This is a genomic window from Stenotrophomonas sp. CASM101 (assembly GCF_049384845.1).
Lineage (GTDB): Bacteria > Pseudomonadota > Gammaproteobacteria > Xanthomonadales > Xanthomonadaceae > Stenotrophomonas > Stenotrophomonas hibiscicola.
The window spans coordinates 21,990-40,594 of sequence record NZ_JBMRFR010000006.1 but is presented as its reverse complement, the minus strand read 5'-3'; the positions used below and the strand labels follow the sequence as shown (position 1 = coordinate 40,594).

Below are 18,605 nucleotides of genomic sequence, written 5' to 3'. Positions count from 1 at the left end.
AGACAGAAGATCTCCGTCTGAACGCCCTGCGTTGATCAGCCGTCCATCCCTGCCCGCGGGTCGCCTTCCGGCTCCAGCGCCTTCACCAGCACCGCGGCCTGTGTGCGGCTATGGCATTCGAGCTTCTTCAGGATCGCAGTGACGTGCACCTTCACCGTGTTCTCGGCCAGACCCAGCTCGTAGGCGATCTGCTTGTTCAGCAGACCATCGGCCAGGCACAGCAGCACGCGGAACTGCTGCGGGGTCAGCTGGGCCAGGCGGCTGGCCAGCAACGCGTCTGCCTCGGAACGTTCGGCGGCCATCGCCGGGAACCACAGGCCGCCGTCGAGCACCGCCTGCACGGCCTCGCCGATGGTCTCAGCCGGGGCCGACTTCGGGATGAAACCGGCGGCGCCGAACTGCTGGGCACGGCGGATCACCCGCGGATGGTCGTTGGAGGAGAGGATCACCACCGGAATGTCCGGATGCGAGCCGCGCACGTGCAGCAGCGCGGAGAAACCGTGCGCGCCGGGCATGGTCAGGTCCAGCAGCACCAGGTCCACATCCGGGTGGGCATCCAGCGCTTCGGCCAATGCCTCGGCGCTGGCGACTTCGCGCACCTGCGCCAGCGGCAGGCTCTGCCGCAACGACTGCACCACCGCCGAACGCAGCAGCGGGTGGTCATCGGCGATCAGGATGGTGTATTCGCTCATGCCGCCATTGTACGGGCAGGTCGCCGCCTCAGCGCCCGGCCGGCTCGACGCTGCTGCGCCAGGCATCGAGGAACTGGCGACGCTTGAGCGCGTCCAGGTACACCAGCAGGCCCGGGCCGAGCTGGATCGGGCGGCGGCTGCGGCCCGGCGCATCATCGCCGCGCGCGTTGCCGGTCACGATCGGCATCAGCCGTGCCTCGCGCGACAGCACCTGCTGGCCGCGTGGCGACAGCAGGTAGTCGAGGAAGCGCCGGGCTTCTTCCGGGTGTGGGCCGGTACGCGGGATCACTGCGGTACGCAGCACCACCAGCGTGTAGTCCTCGGGCTCCACAATGCCGAGCGGGGCACCCGCGTCGACGCGCGCCTGTGCGTAGGAGCCGAGCACGTTGTAGACCAGCGACAGCTGTCCGCTGGCCACCTTGTCCAGCAGCACGCCGGTGCGCTCCTCGCGCACCACGTCGTTGTCACCCAGCGCGCCCAGCAACGCACCGGCGATGCTGCCACGCTGCGCATCTTGGGTAGACAGCAGGTAGCCGACGCTGCTGCGCTCGATGTCATAGGTGCCGACCCTGCCGCGCAGCGGTGCTCCCTCGGCGCGCAGCCGGTCCAGCAGCTGCCGACGCGTGTGCGGCACCTTCGCGGCCGGCAGCATGCGGGTGTTGTAGACCATCACCACCGGCTCGTAGCTGATACCGAACGCCTCGTTGCGCCACTGTGCCCAGGCCGGCAGTGCGGCGGTCTGCGCCGAACGGTGTGGCAGCGCGTGGCCATCGTTGACCAGCTTGGTCTGCAGATCCATGCCGCTGGAGATCAGCAGGTCCGGCGATGCCGGTCCGGCGCGGTCGTGCAGGTAACGCGCGTACAGGTCCTGGGTGATGATGTCCTCGTACACCACCTCGGTGCCGGGATGCAGGCGCTGGTAATCGGCGATCACCACCGCGAACACTTCGATGTCGGTGGTGCCGTGAATGCGCAGCTGCGCAGTGGCCTTTGCCTGGGCCGGGAAACGGCGTACGTCGCCGGGCGCGGCCAGTACCGGCAGGGCCAGCAGCAAGGCAACGGCAGCAGCGAACAGGCGGATCATGGACTGCTCCGTGGCAGGCGGATGGTGGCGACCAGCCCGCCCTGCGGGCGGTTGCTCAGGTCAATGCGGCCGCCATGGCTGTCGACCACGCGCTTGACGATGGCCAGGCCCAGCCCGGCACCACCTGAGGGCGCGCCTTCGCCACGTGCGAAACGCTCGAATACGCGCTCGGCATCGGCCGGGGCGATGCCTGCGCCGTGGTCGGCGATGGTCAGCACGGCCTGCTCGCCTTCCACGGTAAGGGCAATCTGCAGGTCGCCGTCACCGCCGTACTTCAGTGCGTTGTCGACCAGGTTCTTGATCGCCTCGCGCAGCAGCAGCGCATCGCCGTGCACCAGTGCCGGTTCGGCGGTCATCGCCAACTGCACGCGCGGCGCCGGACCGGCCTGCGGCAGCGCTTCATGCAGGGCCTGGTGCACGGTCTCGGCCAGGTCCACCGCTGCAAAGCGCTGCAGATGCGAACGATGGATCACACTGGCATCGCTGAGCAGCTGGTTCAGCAACCGGCTCATGTGGGTAGCATTGCGCTCGATCGCCTGCAGGCTGCGCCGCATGTCTTCGGGGTCGTCGTCGTCCAGCGCAAGCTGTGCCTGCGCGCGCAGGGCAGCCAACGGCGTGCGCATCTGGTGCGCGGCCTCGGCCATGAATGCGCGCAGTGTCTCGTTGCTGCTGGACAGGCGTTCCATGAAGCGGTTCAACGCCGCCACCATCTGGTCCATCTCGCGCGGCACGCGCGCGTCGAGGGGCTTCAGGTCGGACGGTTCGCGGCGCGACAGCTCGCGTTCCACCCGCACCAGTGGGCGGAACGCGCGGTGCACGCCAAACGCCACCAGCGCCAGCAGCAGGCCGGACAGCACGCCGATCGCCAGCAGTGCGCGATTGACCATGTCCTGCGCGACGGCTTCGCGCGCACGCCGGGTCTGGCCCACCTGCACCTGCACCTCGCCCTGCGCCGAGGCCGCGGCGAAACTGCGGCCGACCACCACGAAGCGCACGGTCTCGCCGCTGTACGCCGCATCAAACAGTTGCGGCTGCGTGCCCGGACGGCGCGGCGGCGACGGCAGATCGCCATAACCTGTGATCAGGTTGCCGCGGCTGTCGGCCACCCGATAGAACACGCGGTCTTCCGGGGCCATCGCCAGGAGGTCCAGCGCCGCATAGGGAAGATCGACCTGCCACTGGCCGTCGACCAGCGCCACCGAATCGGCGATGGACAGCGCCGAAGACACCAGCAGGTGATCGTAGGAACGGTTTGCCGCACGCTGGCCATAGTCGCGCGCGGCGAACAGCAGCGCCACCGCGAATACCGCCAGCAGCGCGCCGAGGTAGAGCAGCAGCGTGCGCCGCAGCGAACCCGGTGCGGCGTTCGCAGCGCGTGCGTCAGCCATCGGCGTCGGCGCTGCCATCGCTGGCTTCCAGCAGGTAGCCGACACCGCGCACCGTGGTGATGCGCAGCGGTGCGCCGGCCAGCTTTTTCCGCAGGCGGCCAACATACAACTCGATGGCGTTCGGGCCCGCTTCGTCATCGAAACCAAACAGGCCGTTGCCGATCTCGTCCTTGCCGACCACCTGGCCAAGACGGCCGACCAGGATCTCCAGCAGGCGGTACTCGCGATTGGGCAGTTCGATCGGCTCCCCGTCGAGGCTGACCCGGTGCGCAGCGTTGTCGAACTGGAAGCCGCCAATCTGCACCACTTCGCTGGCCTGCCCACGCGCGCGCCGCAGCAGTACGCGGCAGCGTGCTTCGAACTCGCGGAAGTCAAAGGGCTTGCCCAGGTAGTCGTCGGCGCCCACATCCAGCGCCTGCACGCGATCCTCGATGCCATCGCGCGCGGTCAGCATCAGCACCGGCGTGCTGTCACCGCGCTCGCGCATGCCGGCCAGCACGCGCAGGCCGTCCAGCTTGGGCAGGCCGATATCCAGCACCACCAGGTCGAAGCTCTGGTAGCGCAGCACGCTGGCAGCGGCCAGGCCGTCGGCCTGCCAGTCCACGGCATGGCCACTGCGACGCATGCGACGGATGATCGCATCGGCCAGATCCGGGTTGTCTTCGACCAGCAGCAGGCGCATGGGCACGACGGTGGGAGGGGAAGCGAATGCTACCGCATGACGCCGGGGCCGCCCGCCGGGCCATGCCTGGCGACCATTTACGCTGCACCGCACAAATCGTTGACAGGACGATGACAGCTTGCCCGACCCAGACTGCGGCCGCGCACCGTCCGGTGCCCACGATTGCCGCGCGCCTGGCGCGCACCTGGGAGGGTTTGTGGAATTCACGTTTGCCTGGCGGCGTCCTGCCGCCATGATGGCGCTGGCTGTCCTGTCGGCGCCGGCCTTCGCTGCCGAAGACGACCGTCCGGTCACCGCCACCCTGGGTGGCCGCCTGCACCTGGACTTCGCCACCTTCGATAATGACAACCGGGGCACCCCGAACAAGGACGACACCGAAATCCGCCGTGCGTGGGTTGACGTGTCCGGCAAGTTCTTCGTGGTCGACTACAAGCTGGAAGCCGATTTCTCCGGCGACCGCGTCGAGGCCAAGGACGTGTACCTGGCGCGCAGCTTCGGCAAGGCCGGCAAGCTGACCGTCGGCCAGTTCAAGCAGTACTTCTCGCTGGATGACCGCACCAGCTCCAACTACGGCAGCTTCCTGGAGCGCGGCAATGCCGGCACCACGCTGGCGCCGCTGTACCGACTGGGCGCGTCCTGGCAGGCCAACCCCGGTGACTTCACCTGGGCGGCCAGCCTCTACAGCCTGGAGAGCATCGACGCCTGGCAGGTGAAGGGCCGTGCGGCGGGTGGCCGCGTCACCTGGGCACCCTCGCCCAGCGACGGCGACGTGCTGCACCTGGGCCTGTCGCTGGCCCGTGAGGCCTACGACAACCCGGGTGCCAACGGCGTGCCCGGCCTGCGTATCCGCCCGCGCCCGGCCGGGCACCTGTCCGACGAGAGCCGCCTGACCCTGGTCGACTTCTCCGCCGGCCGCGATACCGACGTCAACAAGTGGTCGCTGGAATACGCGCAGGTGCGCGGCGCGCTGTCGTGGCAGGGCGAGTTCAGTGGCGCCACCTTCGATGATGGCGCCCAACGCGGCGACGTGATGGCGGCCTACGGCATGCTCAGCTGGTTCGTCACCGGCGAAAGCCGTGCCTACGACCGCAAGACCGGCCGCTTCGCGCGGGTGAAGGACATCCGCCACAAGGCCGGCGCGTTCGAAGTGGCGCTGCGCTACGACCAGATGTGGGGCGCGCAGCATCTCGATGGTGCGCCGGACCTGCGCCGCGGCAGCACCGAGGCGTGGACGCTGGGTGGCAACTGGTACCTGCGCGACAACCTGCGCTTCATGCTCAACGTGATCGAAAGCCGCAACCGCGACCGCTTGGCCGGGGTGACGGTGGACCGCACGCGCGCGGTCACCGGCCGCCTGCAGTACGACTTCTAGGCCCGACATTCCGGGCATTCCGCCCGGGCCCCTTCCACTCCCCACGTCCTGTTTTCGCAAGGAGTCCGCAGATGATGCTGAGCATCCTCGGCTTTGGCATGGTCATTACGTTCATGTACTTGATCATGAGCAAGCGCCTGTCGCCGCTCGTCGCCCTGATTACCATCCCCATCCTGTTCGCGCTGATCGGTGGCTTCGGTGCCGGCATCGACGAGATGATGCTGGAGGGCATCAAGAAGATCGCACCCACCGGCGTGATGCTGATGTTCGCCATCCTCTACTTCGGGGTGATGATCGACGCCGGCCTGTTCGATCCGCTGGTGCGGGTGATCCTGCGCTTCGTCAAGGGCGACCCGATGAAGATCGTGCTTGGCACCGCGGTGCTGGCGATGCTGATCTCGCTCGATGGCGATGGCTCGACCACCTACATGATCACCGTCTCGGCGATGCTGCCGCTGTACCAGCGGTTGGGCATGAACGCGCTGAACATGACCTGCGTGACCATCCTTGCCGGCGGCGTGATGAACCTGACCCCGTGGGGCGGCCCGACCGCACGCGCGGCCACCGCGCTGCACGTGGACCCGGCCGACGTGTTCGTGCCGCTGATCCCGTCGATGGTGATCGCCTGTGCCGGCGTGCTGCTGCTGGCCTGGTACCTGGGCCTGAAGGAACGCCGTCGCCTCGGCGTGGTGACCCTGCCCAAGGGCGGCAGCTGGATGGACAACAGCGTGTCCGATGACAGCAACCCGCTGCCGACTATGGAAGACGCCGAGGACATCAAGCGTCCGAAGCTGCTGTGGGTGAACCTTGCGCTGACCGTGGCGCTGATGACCGCGCTGATCATTGGCGTGCTGCCGATGCCGGTGCTGTTCATGGTCGGCTTCGCCATCGCCCTGGTGATCAACTATCCGAACCTGGCCGAGCAGCGCCGCCGCGTGGTCAACCACGCCGGCAACGTGCTGTCGGTGGTGTCACTGATCTTCGCCGCAGGCATTTTCACCGGCATCCTCAACAACACCGGCATGGTCGAAGCGATGTCGCACAGCTTCCTGGCCGTGATTCCGGAATCGTGGGGCCCGTACCTGGCGGTGATCACGGCGGTGGCGTCGATGCCGTTCACCTTCTTCATGTCCAACGACGCGTTCTACTTCGGCGTGCTGCCAATCCTGTCCGAGGCCGCCGGCAATTACGGCATCACCCCGGTGGAAATGGCGCGCGCCTCGCTGGCCGGCCAGCCGGTGCACCTGCTCAGCCCGCTGGTGCCGTCCACCTACCTGCTGGTGGGCCTGGCCAAGGTCGAATTCGCCGACCACCAGAAGTTCACCCTGAAGTGGGCCATCGCCATCTCGATGCTGCTGATGATCGGCAGCCTGCTGTTCGGCCTGTATCCCCTTGCCGCCTGACCCTTTGCCAAGGAGCCTTCTGCAATGACGCTTCGAATCGCTTACGTCACCAGTGGAATGGGCAGTGTCGGCACTGCCATCTGCCAGAGCCTGGCCCGCAGCGGCCACACCGTGGTTGCCGGCTGCGCGCCGAACTCGCCGCGCAAGGCCAACTGGCTGCGCGAGCAGCGCGAACAGGGCTTCGACTTCATCGCCTCCGAAGGCAACGCGACCGACTGGGCCTCGACCAGCGCGGCGTTCGCCAAGGTCCGCGCCGAAGTCGGTGAGGTCGATGTACTGGTCAACAACTCCGGCGGCAGCCGCGACCTGCTGTTCCGCCAGATGACGGTGGAGGACTGGAACGCGGTGATCGCCTCCAACCTCAACGCGCTGTTCAACCTCACCAAGCAGGTGGTCGACGGCATGGCCACGCGCGGCTGGGGCCGCATCATCAACATCGGCTCGGTCAGCGCCCACAAGGGCCAGATCGGCCAGGTCAACTACGCCACCGCCAAGGCCGCGATGCATGGCTTCAGCCGTGCACTGGCTGCCGAAGTTGCGTCGCGCGGGGTCACCGTCAACACGCTGTCGCCGGGCTACATCGCCAGCCAGGCGATCAGCAGCTTCCCGCCGGATGTGCTGGACCGGCTGGCCGCCTCGGTGCCGGTGCGCCGCTTGGGTCGGCCGGAGGAAGTAGCCGGGCTGGTGGGCTGGCTGGCATCGGACGAGGCTTCGTACGTGACCGGCGCCGATTACGCGGTCAATGGTGGGTTGTACATGGGCTGACCCCCGCGCGTTGCAGTAGATCCACGCCATGCGTGGATGCTCGGTCGCCCCTGGGGTCAGATCCCTTTCGCATGCGAAAGGGCTCTGACCCCGATGCGCTCCGCGGTCTATCCGCGCGCCTGCGCGAGTGCGCCAGCCACCTCCTCCGGCAGGCCGGAGATGAAATCCACCTCGTCGGACTCCTCCACGATCTGGCCGTCGCGCGGCAACCACATCGCCTCGGGAACCGCGCGCAGCACCGGCCGGCCGGGCCAACGGGCCGGGAAGCGTGGCCGGTTCTGCGCCAGGTCGAAGCCCAGGCCCTGGTCAGCGTAGCCGCCCTCGGCCAGCCGTTGTTCGATGCCACGCAGCACCGCGGCGGTGTGGCGGTGCGATGCAGGCACATCGTCGACCGTGGCAAACGGCACGTACCAGGACGCCCCCAGGTTCCAGTACAGCGCCAGTGCGCTGGATGCGGCCAACGACGGCTGTTCAAGCAGCCATTGCAGCGCATCGGACAGGGTGTGGGTGTCGGCGAACAGCATCAGCTGATGGCGCTGCTGCGGCGTGGCCTGCTGCAGGAACGAGACGAGCAGCGGCCAGCCCGGATCCGACGCGGTTGCTACGGGTGAGAGTGCTGGGGGCACGACCTCCGCCCAGATATCGACATCACCTGCGGTGGCATCACCGAGTGCCGGGCCGCGTTCGGGTTCAAAGGCTGCGGCCAGATCGTGCAACTGCTGCGCGATCGGGAACGGCAGGCCATCGTCGTACGCATCATCGACCGCCTCGGCAAACGGATCGAAGTCCAGCCCATGGTCGGCGTAGAAGCCATCGAGGCACCGCTGCTCGATGCGACGGACCAGCGCGTACGCCGCCTGCTCGTGGCCGGGCACCTCGCTGGCGTCTGCGTACTGGGCGAACCGGCCTGCGCCCAGTGATGCGTGCATCAGCAGTGCCGTGGCACGGTCCAGATCGCGTTGCTCTGCCAGCCAGGCCAGCACGTCGGGGCTGTCATCGTAGTTGCGCCGTGCAACGTAGATGTGGCGTTGCTCGGGCGAAGCGGTGTGCAGGTAGTCCTGCAGCAGGCGGCTGCAGGACGCGTGGTAGTCGTCGGGGGTCACGTGGGGTGTCCGTTGCTCAGTGCCCGTGCAGTCTAGCGGCCCCTTGCACCGGGGTCAGATCCCTTTCGCAGGCGAAAGGGATCCGACCCCGGCCATGCCCCGAATCGGGCTCAGATCCCTTTCGCGCGCGAAAGGGCTCTGACCCCATCGCATCAGAACTCGGCGGCGACGGTCATGAACACCTGGCGCGGTGCGCTGGCGTGGATCGCGTAGCGCGTGCCGTTCGGGTCCGTGGGTGCGAACGAACTCAGCTGGCCGGCATAGCGCTTGTTGGTCAGGTTGGTCGCGTTCAACGACACCCGCACGTTGCGCAGGCCCAGGCCCGGGCCGAAGTCGTAGCCTGCACCAGCGTCGAAGGTGGTCACGCCCGGCACCGACTGGTCGTTGGTGTAGGTGTAGTAGCGCTTGCCGGTGTACTTGGCACGCAGGCTGGCGAAGAAGCCGTCGCGGTTCCAGCTGATCTCGCTGGAGGCCATGCGCTGCGGCGTATCCACCGTGATCTTGTCGGCCACCGGTACGATCGCACCGCCCGAGGTGTAGTCATCCTCGTAGGTGGTCTTGTTCCAGGACAGCGCGTTGTACCACTGCAGGCCATCAATCGGCTTGAGGATGAAGGTCAGTTCCGCGCCATGGCTCTTCACCGAACCGACGTTGATGAAGCGCGTCACGCACTCCGGGCGCGTGCCGACTTCGATGCTCGAACACGGGTTCAGCGACAGCAGGCGGTTGTCGAACTTGACGTTGTATGCAGCGATCGAGGCCTGGTACTTCTCACCGAAAGTGCGGAAGCCGGCTTCCAGGCTCTTGGACTTCTCCGGCTCCAGGCCGGCGCTGGCCGCGAACGATTCCGGCGACACCTGCAGCGGGCCGCCGCTGCCACCGCCGACGAAGGCGGCGATGTTCTCGGCGTAGGAGGCGAACAGCTCGTTGTTGGCGCTGAGCTTGAAGCCCAGGCCCACCTGCGGCAGCACCGATTCCTTGGCGGTCAGCGTGCCCGAGGCGATGCGGGTTTCCACGCCCGGCTTGGCGGTGGCGCGCATGCGGGTGTTCGGGCTCTTGATGCCCACATCCACGGTCAGGCGCTGGCCCAGGAAGCGCATGCGGTCCTGCACGTAGAACTGGCGCGTGCGGATGTCGAAGTCCTGGTTGAACAGCAGGCGGTCGGGGTTCTTCAGGTACAGGTCGTCCAGGAACGGGCCACTGATGTAGTAGAAGTTGCGCGACACGTTATGGTCGTTCTGCTCGTACCACAGGCCGGCTTCCAGTTCGTGGATGCCCACCGTCCACGACAATGCGGCGGTCAGGCCATCGCGGTTGATCGTGTAGTTGGTGCTGCGGATCGAGATCGGCAGCATCCTGTCGGTGCCCGGGTAGGATGGCTGGCCCGGTGCCCACCAGTGGCCCTGGCCACGGTTGTCGTGGTGGTAGGCCAGCAGCTTCAGGCGGCCCTGCTCGCCCAGGCGAAGGTCGGCATCGACCGAATAGAGATTGTCGTCGCGCAATGCGCGGCTCTGGTAGTAGGCATCGTCGATGCTGTTGACGCCGCCGCTGAACTTGCAGCGTGCCTTGTTGTAGGTGCCCGGCGCGCAATAGGCTGCGGCGACAGCACGGTCCCAGTCCGGTGCGTAGATGTTCCAGTCCCAGCCCAGGCCACGCGCCAGCATGTCCTTGGACAGGTAGGCATAGTTGGCCTGGCTGGCGCGCGAGGTCGCCACGAACGCACCGAAGCGATGGTCGCCCACGTTCCATACGGCCTTGGCGTTGAACTGGCGGGTGGTCTGGTTCTGGTAGGGCGCGGCCCACATGTCCTGGTCCTGGTGCACGCCGGACACATAGGCCGAGAAGCCGTTGATGTCACCGGTATCCACGCGCAGGTAGCCACGGCGCTGGCTGTCGTCGCCGACGGTGACGCTGGCGCGGCCACCGAACTCGGTGGACGGGTCCATCGAGAAGTACTGGATGGTGCCGCCCAGGTTGCTGGTCGAGGCCACGCCCAGCGAACCGATGCCCTGCGACAACTCGGCACCGGCCAGATTCTCGGCGATGATCGCGCGGGCGATGCTCAGGCCGTTGTAGTTGCCGTAGCTGTTGTCGCCCAGCGGGATGCCGTCCAGCGTATAGCCGAGGCGGCTCTTGTCGAAGCCGCGCAGGCTGATGGTCTGCGATTCTTCGTTCGCGCCGAAGGCATCGTTGGACTGCACCGACACGCCCGGCAGGCGGTCGAGGATCTTCTGGCCACTGGTACCTGGAGGCAGCACCTGCTTGTCGACCGCGGTGATGCGCTGCACCTGGCGGGTCTCGCCCTGGCCGATCACGGAGACGGTATCCAGCGTCTGCGCGCTCAGCGCGGCATCGGTGCTGGCGTCGGTGGTTTCGGCGGCATGGGTGCTGGCGGCGGCGGAAAGGGCAATTGCCACGGCGATCGTCAGATATCGGGTCTGCATGTGAGTCCATTGCATGGGGGAAGACCGGCGCGTCTGCGCGCGGCGCGCCGCCACTATGCGAATGGAAGATGAAAGGTTGTTTACGAAGCGGCGCGCGTGTTGCGGGCGGTGACGCGCGTCTCGTTTGTGGGTGTGGGGGTGGGTGTGTCGGCAGGGCTGCCGCCCTGCACCTGCTCACGGCAACGTCAAAAGCGTGCATTCCGTGGGAGGGCGGGGTGGGGGGGGGGGGGGGGGGGGGCCCGGTTGCGGGGGACGCCGCAAGTCCGTCCGTGTAGGCTTGGCCGCGGCATCCATGCCGCAGACACCCCCGCAACCGGACCCACCCCGCCTTCGACAGTTGGCCGCGAGCTGTTGGAATGGCATGGGGTCGATCCCGTTGCGTAGCAACGGGCTCTGACCCCATGTTGTTTATCGATATCTGACAGATTTCATCCACGCATGGCGTGGATCTACTGTAGATCCTCGCCATGCGTGGATACATTTCGCGGGGATCCGACCTCGGCTCTGAACGCTATTACTCCGGCGCCAGCTGGTCCATGCGGATGCGGTTGGCGAACAGCGAAAACGCCAGCATGCCGGCCAGGCCGTTCGCCCGGCTCACCCAGTGCGGCAGCCAGCGCGGCGGCTTCAGCACACCCGCTTCGAACAGCGGCGCGAACGCGATCGCATCGGCCAGGCTCATCTTGCCGGCGAACAACCAGCGGCAGACCTGCAGGCGGTCCTCGGCCAGCATGTGCCGGAAGAAGGTATGCACCGACACCAGCCCGCGCAGATACACCGTGTCCTTGGTGAACGCCAGGCCGCCATTGGGCGGCACGCCACGGAACACGCGCTGTGCCGAGGCGAAACTCTCCTCCGGGTTCTGCCCGGCATCGCAGAAATAGCGGAACACTTCGATGAAGTCGGCGCCTTCGCGTGCCATCGCGATCGCTTCGGTGCGCAGGCTGATCCGCTTCAGGCGCTCGATGTCGATGCTGCCGGTGATCTGCTCGGCGAACGTGGCCAACCCTTCCTGGGTCGCCGTCACCCGTGGCGAGGACAGTGCCAGGCTGGGCAATACCGGCTGGCCGCGACCGTTCAATGCGGTGAGCGAATGCACCAGCGCTTCATGGTGGAACAGCTGCGCGCGGTCGTAAGCGCTGAAGCGCGCGCTGGTACGCAGGCGGATGCGGGTCGGTCCGGCAGCGGCCTTGGACACCAGCTCTGGATCGAGCTGCACCTGGATGATGCGCGATTCGAAGAACGCATCCAGGTCATTCTGCAGCTGCAGCTGCAGGGCAATGGCCGAGACCGGCACCTGCTCTTCCGGCGCCAGCAGTTCGTGATCGAGTTCGGTAGCGATCTGGATGAAGTGGCGCGCTGCGTCGCGCGTGCTCGGACCATTGCCCGGCAGCGGCTGCTCGGGTGCGCCGAACAGCTGCACCGAACAGGTATCGACTGCCGCAGTGCCCAGCCCCTCCAACAGCTGCGCGGCCAGATCCCAGCTCTGCGCCGACTGCTGCACATAGTGGCCCAGCGGGTGGCTGTCATCGCAGTCGCCGGCGATCGCGGCCAGCGCACGGCGCTCCTCGCTGAAGTCGAGCCGGGGGTAATCCACTTTCGGCAGCACCGGCTGGCCGCGCGCCACGCTTTCCAGGAACGGGGCCTGCACCGTGGCCGGCCAGCTGGTCAGGCCCAGCAGGCGGATGCCCCCCACGGCCTCGACCAGGCGCGCATCGAGCGCTGCATGGTGGGCCACGTCACGGTCCAGCGTCGCAGTCGGTTCCATGCGCGGACTATAACGCCCTGCCGTGCCCGGCGCGGTGCGCCGCCGCCCGTGCATCGGCTCGGGCGCTACATGAAATGACTCCACCGCGGACCAGCTGTAGAGCCGAGCCCATGCTCGGCTGCCTTGTTACCGCCTACGCGGCTTCCCCGCCGGCCGGAACTGCTGGCCCTTGCCCTTCCTGCCGCCGCGTTCCTGCGCGGTCTCGGCCTGGCGTACGGCCAGCTTCGCTGCGGCCACGGCCACTTCTTCCTTCAGCTTGAAGTAGTTCAGCAGCCGGCTCTCTTCAATCTCGCCCGCGTCGATCGCTGCGCGAACAGCACAGCCCGGTTCCTGCTGGTGCTTGCAGTCGTTGAAGCGGCACTGTGCGGCCAGCGCTTCGATATCGGCGAAGCCGCCTTCGGACAGCGTCTCTTCACCGGTCGGCTTCAGCTCGCGCATGCCGGGGGTGTCGATCAGGCAGGCACCGGTCGGTAGCGGCATCAGCGCGCGGTGCGTGGTGGTGTGGCGCCCGCGCGAATCGTTGGCACGCACCGCGTTGGTCCTCATCCGCTGCTCGCCGAGCAACGTGTTGGTCAACGTGGACTTGCCGGCACCGGAGGAGCCGACCAGCACCACCGTGCGGCCGGGGCCCAGCCACGGTTGCAGCACCGCCACGCTGTCGGCGTCCAGGCCGTTGATCGCATGCAAGGCGATGCCCTGCATCTCCAGTTCTTCCAGCACTGCCAGCGCGTCCTCGCTGTATTCGGTCTGGTCGGCCTTGGTCAGCACCACCACCGGTTCGGCACCGCCACCGCCGACCAGCAGCAGGTAGCGCTCGATGCGGCGCGGATTGAAGTCAGCGTCCAGGCCACAGACGATGAACACCGTATCGATGTTGGCCGCGATCACCTGCTGGTGGTAGTGCTCACCCGCGGCACCACGCTTGATCGCGGTGCGCCGTGGCAGCAGGGCGACGATGCGGATGCCATCGAGCAGCACCCAGTCGCCCACCGCCGGCCGTTCATGGCTGGGGAAGCGCGGGCGCTGCCATTCCGGCAGCGACTCGGCCTTGATCGACGCATCCGGGCCATCGGCCACCACGTAGTGGGTGCGGTGCTGCTCGATCACCCGCGCCGGGCGGGCCTGCGGATGCGTGGCCATCGCGGCCTGCCAGTCGGCCTGCTGCGCCGGGCCCGGCCAGGGCCAGCCAATGGTCTGCAGGGCGATGAAATCGGGGGTCTGGGTCATCGCGGCCATTCTACCTGTGCCGACACCCTGCCAGCCCAGCAATGGCGGGCCCGGAGCCCTTGCCATGCAGTGCAGCAATTCCGGTAGGATGGAAGCCCCATGCCTTTTGACGGCCCAGCTCCCATGTCCACCACCTCGCCCAAGCCCCTGGCCATCCGCGAGCGCCTTTCCGAAGTGCGCTACGAAATCCGCGGAGAACTGGCGCGGCGAGCCCGGGAACTGGAGGCGCAGGGCCGCAAGCTGATCAAGCTCAACATCGGCAACCCGGGCAACTTCGGTTTCCGTGCGCCCGAGCACCTGCAGCGCGCGATTGCCGATGACATGGGCCGTACCGACCCTTACACCCACCAGCAGGGCCTGCCGGTCGCACGCGAAGCCATTGCCGCCGCCTATGCGCGCCGCGGTGCGCCCGATGCGCATCCGGACCGGGTGTTCGTCGGCAACGGCGTGAGCGAACTGATCGATCTGTCGCTGCGGGCGCTGTTGAACCCGGGCGATGAAGTGCTGGTGCCCTCGCCGGACTACCCGCTGTGGTCGGCCGCGGCCATCCTCAACGACGGCCGCCCGGTGTACTACCGCTGCGCGCCGGAAAACGGCTTCCAGCCCGACCCGACCGAGATCGAGACGCTGGTGTCCTCGCGCACCCGCGCCATCGTGCTGATCAACCCGAACAACCCCAGCGGCGCCAGCTACCCGCGCGAACTGCTGGAGCGCGTGGTCGAGATCGCGCGCCGCCACAACCTGTTGCTGCTGGTCGACGAGATCTACGACCAGATCCTGTACGACGACGCGGTGTTCCAGCCGGTCGCGCCGCTGGCCGGCGACCATCCGTGCCTGACCTTCAGCGGCCTGAGCAAGGTGCACCGCGCCTGCGGCTGGCGCGTGGGCTGGGCGCACCTCAGTGGCGACGACGCACGCCTGGGCGATTTCCGCGCCGCGCTGGACCTGCTGAGCGCGCTGCGCCTGTGTGCCAATGTGCCTGGCCAGTACGCCATCGACGCGGCAGTGAACGGCCCGGACACCATTTCCGAGCTGTGCGCCCCCGGCGGCCGTCTGTATGAAACCCGGCGCGCGGTGATCGAGGCCTGCGAGGCCAGCGAACACCTGTCGCTGGTTGCCCCGGCCGGCGCGCTGTACGCGTTCCCGGCCGTGGTCGGTGCCGCCGCCAAGGGCTTCGACGACCACACCTTCGCCCTGGACCTGATGAACAACGAAGGCGTGCTGGTCGTACCGGGCTCCAGCTTCAACGTGCCTTACCGCCATCACTTCCGCGTGACCCTGCTGCCGGAAGCCTCGGTCATGCGCGATGTGTTCGCACGCATCGACCGCGTGCTGGCGCGCCGTGCCGAGGACGCCACCAAGGTCGTGCCCCTGAAGCCGCGCCGTTCGGTGGCCTGAGCCGTGGCGTTGTCCTACCTGGCGCTGGGCGACTCGTACACCATCGGAGAAGCGGTTGCCGTCGAAGGCCGCTGGCCGCACCAGCTTGCCGCCGCCCTGCGTGCGCAGGGCATTGAGCTGTCCGATCCGCAGACCATTGCAACCACCGGCTGGACCACCGACGAACTCGATGCCGGCATCGATGCGGCCGCGCCGCAGGGGCCGTTCGATTTCGTCAGCCTGCTGATCGGCGTCAACAACCAGTACCGCGGGCGTCCTCTGGACGAGTACCGCAGCCAGTTCCGGGCCCTGTTGGAGCGGGCGATCGGCTTCGCCGGCGGTGATGCCGGGCGCGTGCTGGTGCTGTCCTTCCCCGACTGGGGTGCAACCCCGTTTGGTATCGGCAGCGGCCGTGACCTGGCCGCGATCGAGATCGAGACCGACGAGTTCAATGCCGCTGCCGAAGTGATCAGCACCCAGCAGGGCGTGGCCTTCGTCGACATCACCGATATCAGCCGTGACCAGGGCGACAACCCGGCGATGATCGCCGACGACGGCCTGCACCCTTCAGCACGGATGTACGCGCTGTGGAGCGCGCGCGCGCTGCCGGTCGCCGCCCACCTGCTCGGCGGAACGGACTGAGGCGATGGACGGCACGCCACGGAACGGCCCGCCCCTGCCCTGCACTCCCCTGGCCGCACCGCAGGCCCGTGCGATCGCCGAGGCATTCCGCCCCGCGCACGCCTGGGCCAGCCGCCGCGACTACTACTACACCCGCAGCAAGCTGGGCAGCGACCCGCTGTATGACGGCGTGCTGCAGCACCTGCCTGGCGACGGGCAACCGGTGCTGGACCTGGGCTGCGGGCTGGGCCTGTTCGCCCACGTGCTGCGCCAGCGCGGTGGCTCCCAGCCCTACCTGGGCGTGGACGTGGATGCCGGCAAGATCGCCCGCGCCCAGCGTGCCGCCACCGGCCTGCCCGCTGTGCGCTTCGACTGCCTGGACGTGCAGGCGCCGCTGCCGGCGCAGGCCGGGCATGTGCTGCTGCTGGATGTGCTGCAGTACCTGGACGCGGGCCCACAGCAGGCACTGCTGCGTGAGGCCAGTGCACGGGTAGCCCGCGGTGGCCGCCTGCTGCTGCGCACGCCGCTCGCTACCGGCGATGGCCGCGACCGCACTACCCGGGTGGCGGACCGGCTGGCCTGGCTGATCGGCTGGATGGGCACCCGCCCCCGTCATTACCCGGATCCGCAGGCGCTGCAGGCAACGCTGGTCGAAGCCGGATTACAGGTGACCCCCCCGCGTCCCCTGCATGGGCGCACGCCGTTCAACAGCTGGTTGCTGGTGGCCGAACGCCCTGCGCTGTAATGCTGGGCCCTTCCGGTGCTGCGCACCGCCGCCCGAGCGTCGGCTCGGGCGCTACGGGAAGGTCTCCCCTCGTAGAGCCGAGCCCACGCTCGGCTGCTCCCCGCGGCCCGGACCAGGCGTTACGGAACCGGCAGCCGCGCCTTCAGCCCCCGCTCGTCCAGCGCCTGCAGCACGCGTTCGATGATCGCCAGGTTGTGGCCGTGGGCGGCCCCCTCATGCAGCAGCACGATGGCGCCCGGGCGCAGGTCCGGCAGCAGCCGCGACAGCACGCCCTCCGGCGTGCAGCCGACACCGTCGTAGCCACGGGCGCTCCAGCCCACGCGCACCAGTCCCAGCGCCTTCAACACCGGCGCCACGAACGGATTGGTCATGCCCACCACCGAGCGGTACCAGCGCACCGGGCGACCGCCCACCGCCTGCAGCGCATGCTGGCAGCCCTCGATCTCGGCACGCATCGCTGCCGGGCCCAGCCGCCAGAAGCGCGCCTGTGGATGACTGTGGCTGTGGTTGCCCAGGTCGTGGCCCCGGCGCAGGATCTCCTGCACCAGCTCCGGCTGCGCCAGCGCCCGCTCGCCGACCAGGAAGAACGTGGCACGTGCCTGGTGGCGATCCAGCAGATCGAGCACGGCCCGGGTCTCCGGGCCGGGACCGTCATCGATGGTCAACCAGACGCTGTTGCCGGCCTCCGGTACCCGGCTCAGCACCGGTGCGTAGAAGTGGCAGTTGGGCAGGAACACCGGCACCAGAAAGAGCGCGTGGCTGGTCACCATCAGCGGCAGGCCCCACCGCCAGCCCGCCAGCGACCAGACCAGGATCACGGCCAGCTGCGACGCCACCAGCCAGGGCAGCCAGCGCCAGGGCCGGGTCGGGATGCGATGCAATGTTCCTGCGTTGCTCATCCCCCATGATGCCATGAGGGGTAGAATTGATGATTCGAATTCCCGGAACCCCGACGTCCATGTCCCTCGATCCCGCCCTGCGTTCGCGCATCGAATCCATCCTCAACGCCAACCGCGTCGTGCTGTTCATGAAGGGCCAGCCGTCGATGCCGCAGTGTGGTTTCTCGGCCAAGGCCGTCGGCGCCCTGCAGGACCTGGGCGTCGAGTTCGCCCACGTCAACGTGCTGGCCGACCAGGAAATCCGTGAAGGCATCAAGGCCTATGGCGACTGGCCAACCATTCCGCAGCTGTACATCGACGGCGAACTGGTCGGCGGCAGCGACATCGTGCTGCAGATGGCCGCCAGCGGCGAGCTGAGCAGCGTGCTGGGGCTGCCGGCACCGGACCGTACCCCGCCGAGCATCACCGTCACACCGGCGGCCGTGGAAATGCTCAAGGGCGCGCTGGCCGATGCCCCGGGCGCGGCCCTGCAGCTGACCATCGACGCCCGCTTCCAGCCCAACTTCCAGCTGGCCCCCCACGACGAAAGCGCCATCGCCGCCGAGTCCAACGGCCTGCGCGTGCAGTTCGACCTGGCCAGCGCGCGTCGCGCCAACGGCATCACCATCGACTGGGTGGACGACATCCGCGGCAAGGGCCTGGCCATCGACAACCCGAATGCGCCCAAGCCGGTGCAGGAAATCAGCGTGCGCGATGCCGACGACCTGGTGCGTGCCGGCAACATCACCCTGGTGGACGTGCGCCCGGCCGACGAGCGCGAGATCGCTGCGGTGGGCGTGCCGTTCAAGACCTTCGACGGCAACGGCCGTGCCGAGCTGGAAGCCCTGCCCAAGGACACCGCACTGGCCTTCATGTGCCACCACGGTGGCCGCAGCGCGCAGGCCGCCGAACAGTTCCGTGCGCTGGGCTTCACCAAGGTGTTCAACGTCACCGGCGGCATCAATGCATGGTCGGAAGACGTCGACAACGGCGTGCCGAAGTACTGATCGGCCGCAGCATGGGGTCAGAGCCCTTGCCGCAGGAAGCGGCTCTGAC

At 68.0% G+C, this 18,605-nt stretch carries 16 protein-coding genes; 7 read left to right on the top strand and 9 right to left on the bottom strand.

Annotated elements, in window-relative coordinates:
* Positions 1 to 35 precede the first annotated feature (35 nt).
* From VG543_RS10980 to VG543_RS10965, 4 genes are read right to left on the bottom strand one after another with little or no spacing between them, the layout of a single operon-like run.
* The gene (locus VG543_RS10980) at positions 36 to 692 is read right to left on the bottom strand and encodes a response regulator (RefSeq protein WP_010480821.1); all 657 of its coding nucleotides are present in this window, start codon (positions 690 to 692) and stop codon (positions 36 to 38) included.
* A gap of 28 nt (positions 693 to 720) precedes the next feature.
* Positions 721 to 1,776, bottom strand: a complete 1,056-nt coding sequence (locus tag VG543_RS10975) for an ABC transporter substrate-binding protein (RefSeq protein ID WP_111098060.1) — start codon at positions 1,774 to 1,776, stop codon at positions 721 to 723.
* On the bottom strand, positions 1,773 to 3,164 hold the full coding sequence (locus tag VG543_RS10970; RefSeq protein WP_031270791.1) for a sensor histidine kinase: 1,392 nt from the start codon (positions 3,162 to 3,164) through the stop codon (positions 1,773 to 1,775). The genes VG543_RS10975 and VG543_RS10970 overlap by 4 nt, the downstream gene beginning before the upstream one ends.
* Positions 3,157 to 3,846, bottom strand: a complete 690-nt coding sequence (locus VG543_RS10965; RefSeq protein WP_019662067.1) for a response regulator transcription factor — start codon at positions 3,844 to 3,846, stop codon at positions 3,157 to 3,159. The genes VG543_RS10970 and VG543_RS10965 overlap by 8 nt, the downstream gene beginning before the upstream one ends.
* 232 nt (positions 3,847 to 4,078) lie before the next feature.
* Here VG543_RS10965 and VG543_RS10960 point away from each other — a divergent pair, with 232 nt between their 5' ends.
* The 3 genes from VG543_RS10960 to phbB all read left to right on the top strand — a co-directional run bounded on the left by VG543_RS10960 (position 4,079) and on the right by phbB (position 7,386).
* Positions 4,079 to 5,218: an OprO/OprP family phosphate-selective porin gene (locus VG543_RS10960; RefSeq protein WP_423178597.1), complete on the top strand. Its 1,140-nt coding sequence runs from the start codon at positions 4,079 to 4,081 to the stop codon at positions 5,216 to 5,218.
* A gap of 74 nt (positions 5,219 to 5,292) precedes the next feature.
* Positions 5,293 to 6,621: a CitMHS family transporter gene (locus VG543_RS10955; protein WP_423178596.1), complete on the top strand. Its 1,329-nt coding sequence runs from the start codon at positions 5,293 to 5,295 to the stop codon at positions 6,619 to 6,621.
* 24 nt (positions 6,622 to 6,645) lie between these two features.
* The gene (phbB, locus tag VG543_RS10950) at positions 6,646 to 7,386 is read left to right on the top strand and encodes an acetoacetyl-CoA reductase (protein WP_021204361.1); all 741 of its coding nucleotides are present in this window, start codon (positions 6,646 to 6,648) and stop codon (positions 7,384 to 7,386) included.
* Between the two features lie 107 nt (positions 7,387 to 7,493).
* Here the strand turns inward: phbB and VG543_RS10945 are convergent, their stop codons facing one another.
* The 4 genes from VG543_RS10945 to rsgA all read right to left on the bottom strand — a co-directional run bounded on the left by VG543_RS10945 (position 7,494) and on the right by rsgA (position 13,937).
* Positions 7,494 to 8,489, bottom strand: a complete 996-nt coding sequence (locus VG543_RS10945) for a DUF4274 domain-containing protein (RefSeq protein ID WP_021204362.1) — start codon at positions 8,487 to 8,489, stop codon at positions 7,494 to 7,496.
* Positions 8,490 to 8,641: 152 nt separating this feature from the next.
* A complete protein-coding gene (locus VG543_RS10940) occupies positions 8,642 to 10,933 on the bottom strand; it encodes a TonB-dependent receptor (RefSeq protein ID WP_155030097.1) in 2,292 nt (763 codons plus the stop codon).
* A 514-nt stretch (positions 10,934 to 11,447) separates the two neighbouring features.
* Positions 11,448 to 12,701, bottom strand: a complete 1,254-nt coding sequence (locus VG543_RS10935; RefSeq protein ID WP_058983574.1) for a flavohemoglobin expression-modulating QEGLA motif protein — start codon at positions 12,699 to 12,701, stop codon at positions 11,448 to 11,450.
* Between the two features lie 126 nt (positions 12,702 to 12,827).
* Complete coding sequence (rsgA, locus tag VG543_RS10930; RefSeq protein WP_021203922.1) at positions 12,828 to 13,937, bottom strand: ribosome small subunit-dependent GTPase A; 1,110 nt, start codon at positions 13,935 to 13,937, stop codon at positions 12,828 to 12,830.
* A gap of 114 nt (positions 13,938 to 14,051) precedes the next feature.
* On the opposite strand from rsgA, the gene VG543_RS10925 reads away from it, so the two are divergent.
* Genes VG543_RS10925 through VG543_RS10915 form a run of 3 tightly spaced genes read left to right on the top strand, consistent with a single transcriptional unit; the run spans position 14,052 to position 16,671 of the window.
* Positions 14,052 to 15,326, top strand: a complete 1,275-nt coding sequence (locus VG543_RS10925; protein WP_058983579.1) for a pyridoxal phosphate-dependent aminotransferase — start codon at positions 14,052 to 14,054, stop codon at positions 15,324 to 15,326.
* A 3-nt stretch (positions 15,327 to 15,329) separates the two neighbouring features.
* Positions 15,330 to 15,947 (top strand): SGNH/GDSL hydrolase family protein, encoded by a 618-nt coding sequence (locus tag VG543_RS10920; RefSeq protein WP_019662073.1) that lies wholly within the window; start codon positions 15,330 to 15,332, stop codon positions 15,945 to 15,947.
* A 4-nt stretch (positions 15,948 to 15,951) separates the two neighbouring features.
* Positions 15,952 to 16,671 carry a class I SAM-dependent methyltransferase gene (locus tag VG543_RS10915; RefSeq protein ID WP_021203924.1) on the top strand — a complete coding sequence of 240 codons (720 nt, stop codon included), beginning with the start codon at positions 15,952 to 15,954 and terminating at the stop codon, positions 16,669 to 16,671.
* A 119-nt stretch (positions 16,672 to 16,790) separates the two neighbouring features.
* Here the strand turns inward: VG543_RS10915 and VG543_RS10910 are convergent, their stop codons facing one another.
* On the bottom strand, positions 16,791 to 17,570 hold the full coding sequence (locus VG543_RS10910; RefSeq protein WP_019662075.1) for a polysaccharide deacetylase family protein: 780 nt from the start codon (positions 17,568 to 17,570) through the stop codon (positions 16,791 to 16,793).
* A 59-nt stretch (positions 17,571 to 17,629) separates the two neighbouring features.
* Here VG543_RS10910 and grxD point away from each other — a divergent pair, with 59 nt between their 5' ends.
* Positions 17,630 to 18,556, top strand: a complete 927-nt coding sequence (gene grxD / locus VG543_RS10905) for a Grx4 family monothiol glutaredoxin (RefSeq protein ID WP_026347276.1) — start codon at positions 17,630 to 17,632, stop codon at positions 18,554 to 18,556.
* The last annotated feature ends 49 nt before the right edge of the window (positions 18,557 to 18,605 follow it).

Bases quoted from the DNA above. Each gene is read 5' to 3' on its own strand.
- VG543_RS10965 (WP_019662067.1), bottom strand. From the start codon at position 3,846: ATGCGCCTGCTGCTGGTCGAAGACAACCCGGATCTGGCCGATGCGATC.
- grxD (WP_026347276.1), top strand. From the start codon at position 17,630: ATGTCCCTCGATCCCGCCCTGCGTTCGCGCATCGAATCCATCCTCAAC.
- VG543_RS10955 (WP_423178596.1), top strand. From the start codon at position 5,293: ATGCTGAGCATCCTCGGCTTTGGCATGGTCATTACGTTCATGTACTTG.
- VG543_RS10975 (WP_111098060.1), bottom strand. From the start codon at position 1,776: ATGATCCGCCTGTTCGCTGCTGCCGTTGCCTTGCTGCTGGCCCTGCCG.
- VG543_RS10925 (WP_058983579.1), top strand. From the start codon at position 14,052: ATGTCCACCACCTCGCCCAAGCCCCTGGCCATCCGCGAGCGCCTTTCC.
- VG543_RS10980 (WP_010480821.1), bottom strand. From the start codon at position 692: ATGAGCGAATACACCATCCTGATCGCCGATGACCACCCGCTGCTGCGT.
- VG543_RS10970 (WP_031270791.1), bottom strand. From the start codon at position 3,164: ATGGCTGACGCACGCGCTGCGAACGCCGCACCGGGTTCGCTGCGGCGC.
- rsgA (WP_021203922.1), bottom strand. From the start codon at position 13,937: ATGGCCGCGATGACCCAGACCCCCGATTTCATCGCCCTGCAGACCATT.
- VG543_RS10915 (WP_021203924.1), top strand. From the start codon at position 15,952: ATGGACGGCACGCCACGGAACGGCCCGCCCCTGCCCTGCACTCCCCTG.
- VG543_RS10910 (WP_019662075.1), bottom strand. From the start codon at position 17,570: ATGAGCAACGCAGGAACATTGCATCGCATCCCGACCCGGCCCTGGCGC.
- VG543_RS10960 (WP_423178597.1), top strand. From the start codon at position 4,079: ATGATGGCGCTGGCTGTCCTGTCGGCGCCGGCCTTCGCTGCCGAAGAC.
- VG543_RS10940 (WP_155030097.1), bottom strand. From the start codon at position 10,933: ATGCAGACCCGATATCTGACGATCGCCGTGGCAATTGCCCTTTCCGCC.
- VG543_RS10935 (WP_058983574.1), bottom strand. From the start codon at position 12,701: ATGGAACCGACTGCGACGCTGGACCGTGACGTGGCCCACCATGCAGCG.
- phbB (WP_021204361.1), top strand. From the start codon at position 6,646: ATGACGCTTCGAATCGCTTACGTCACCAGTGGAATGGGCAGTGTCGGC.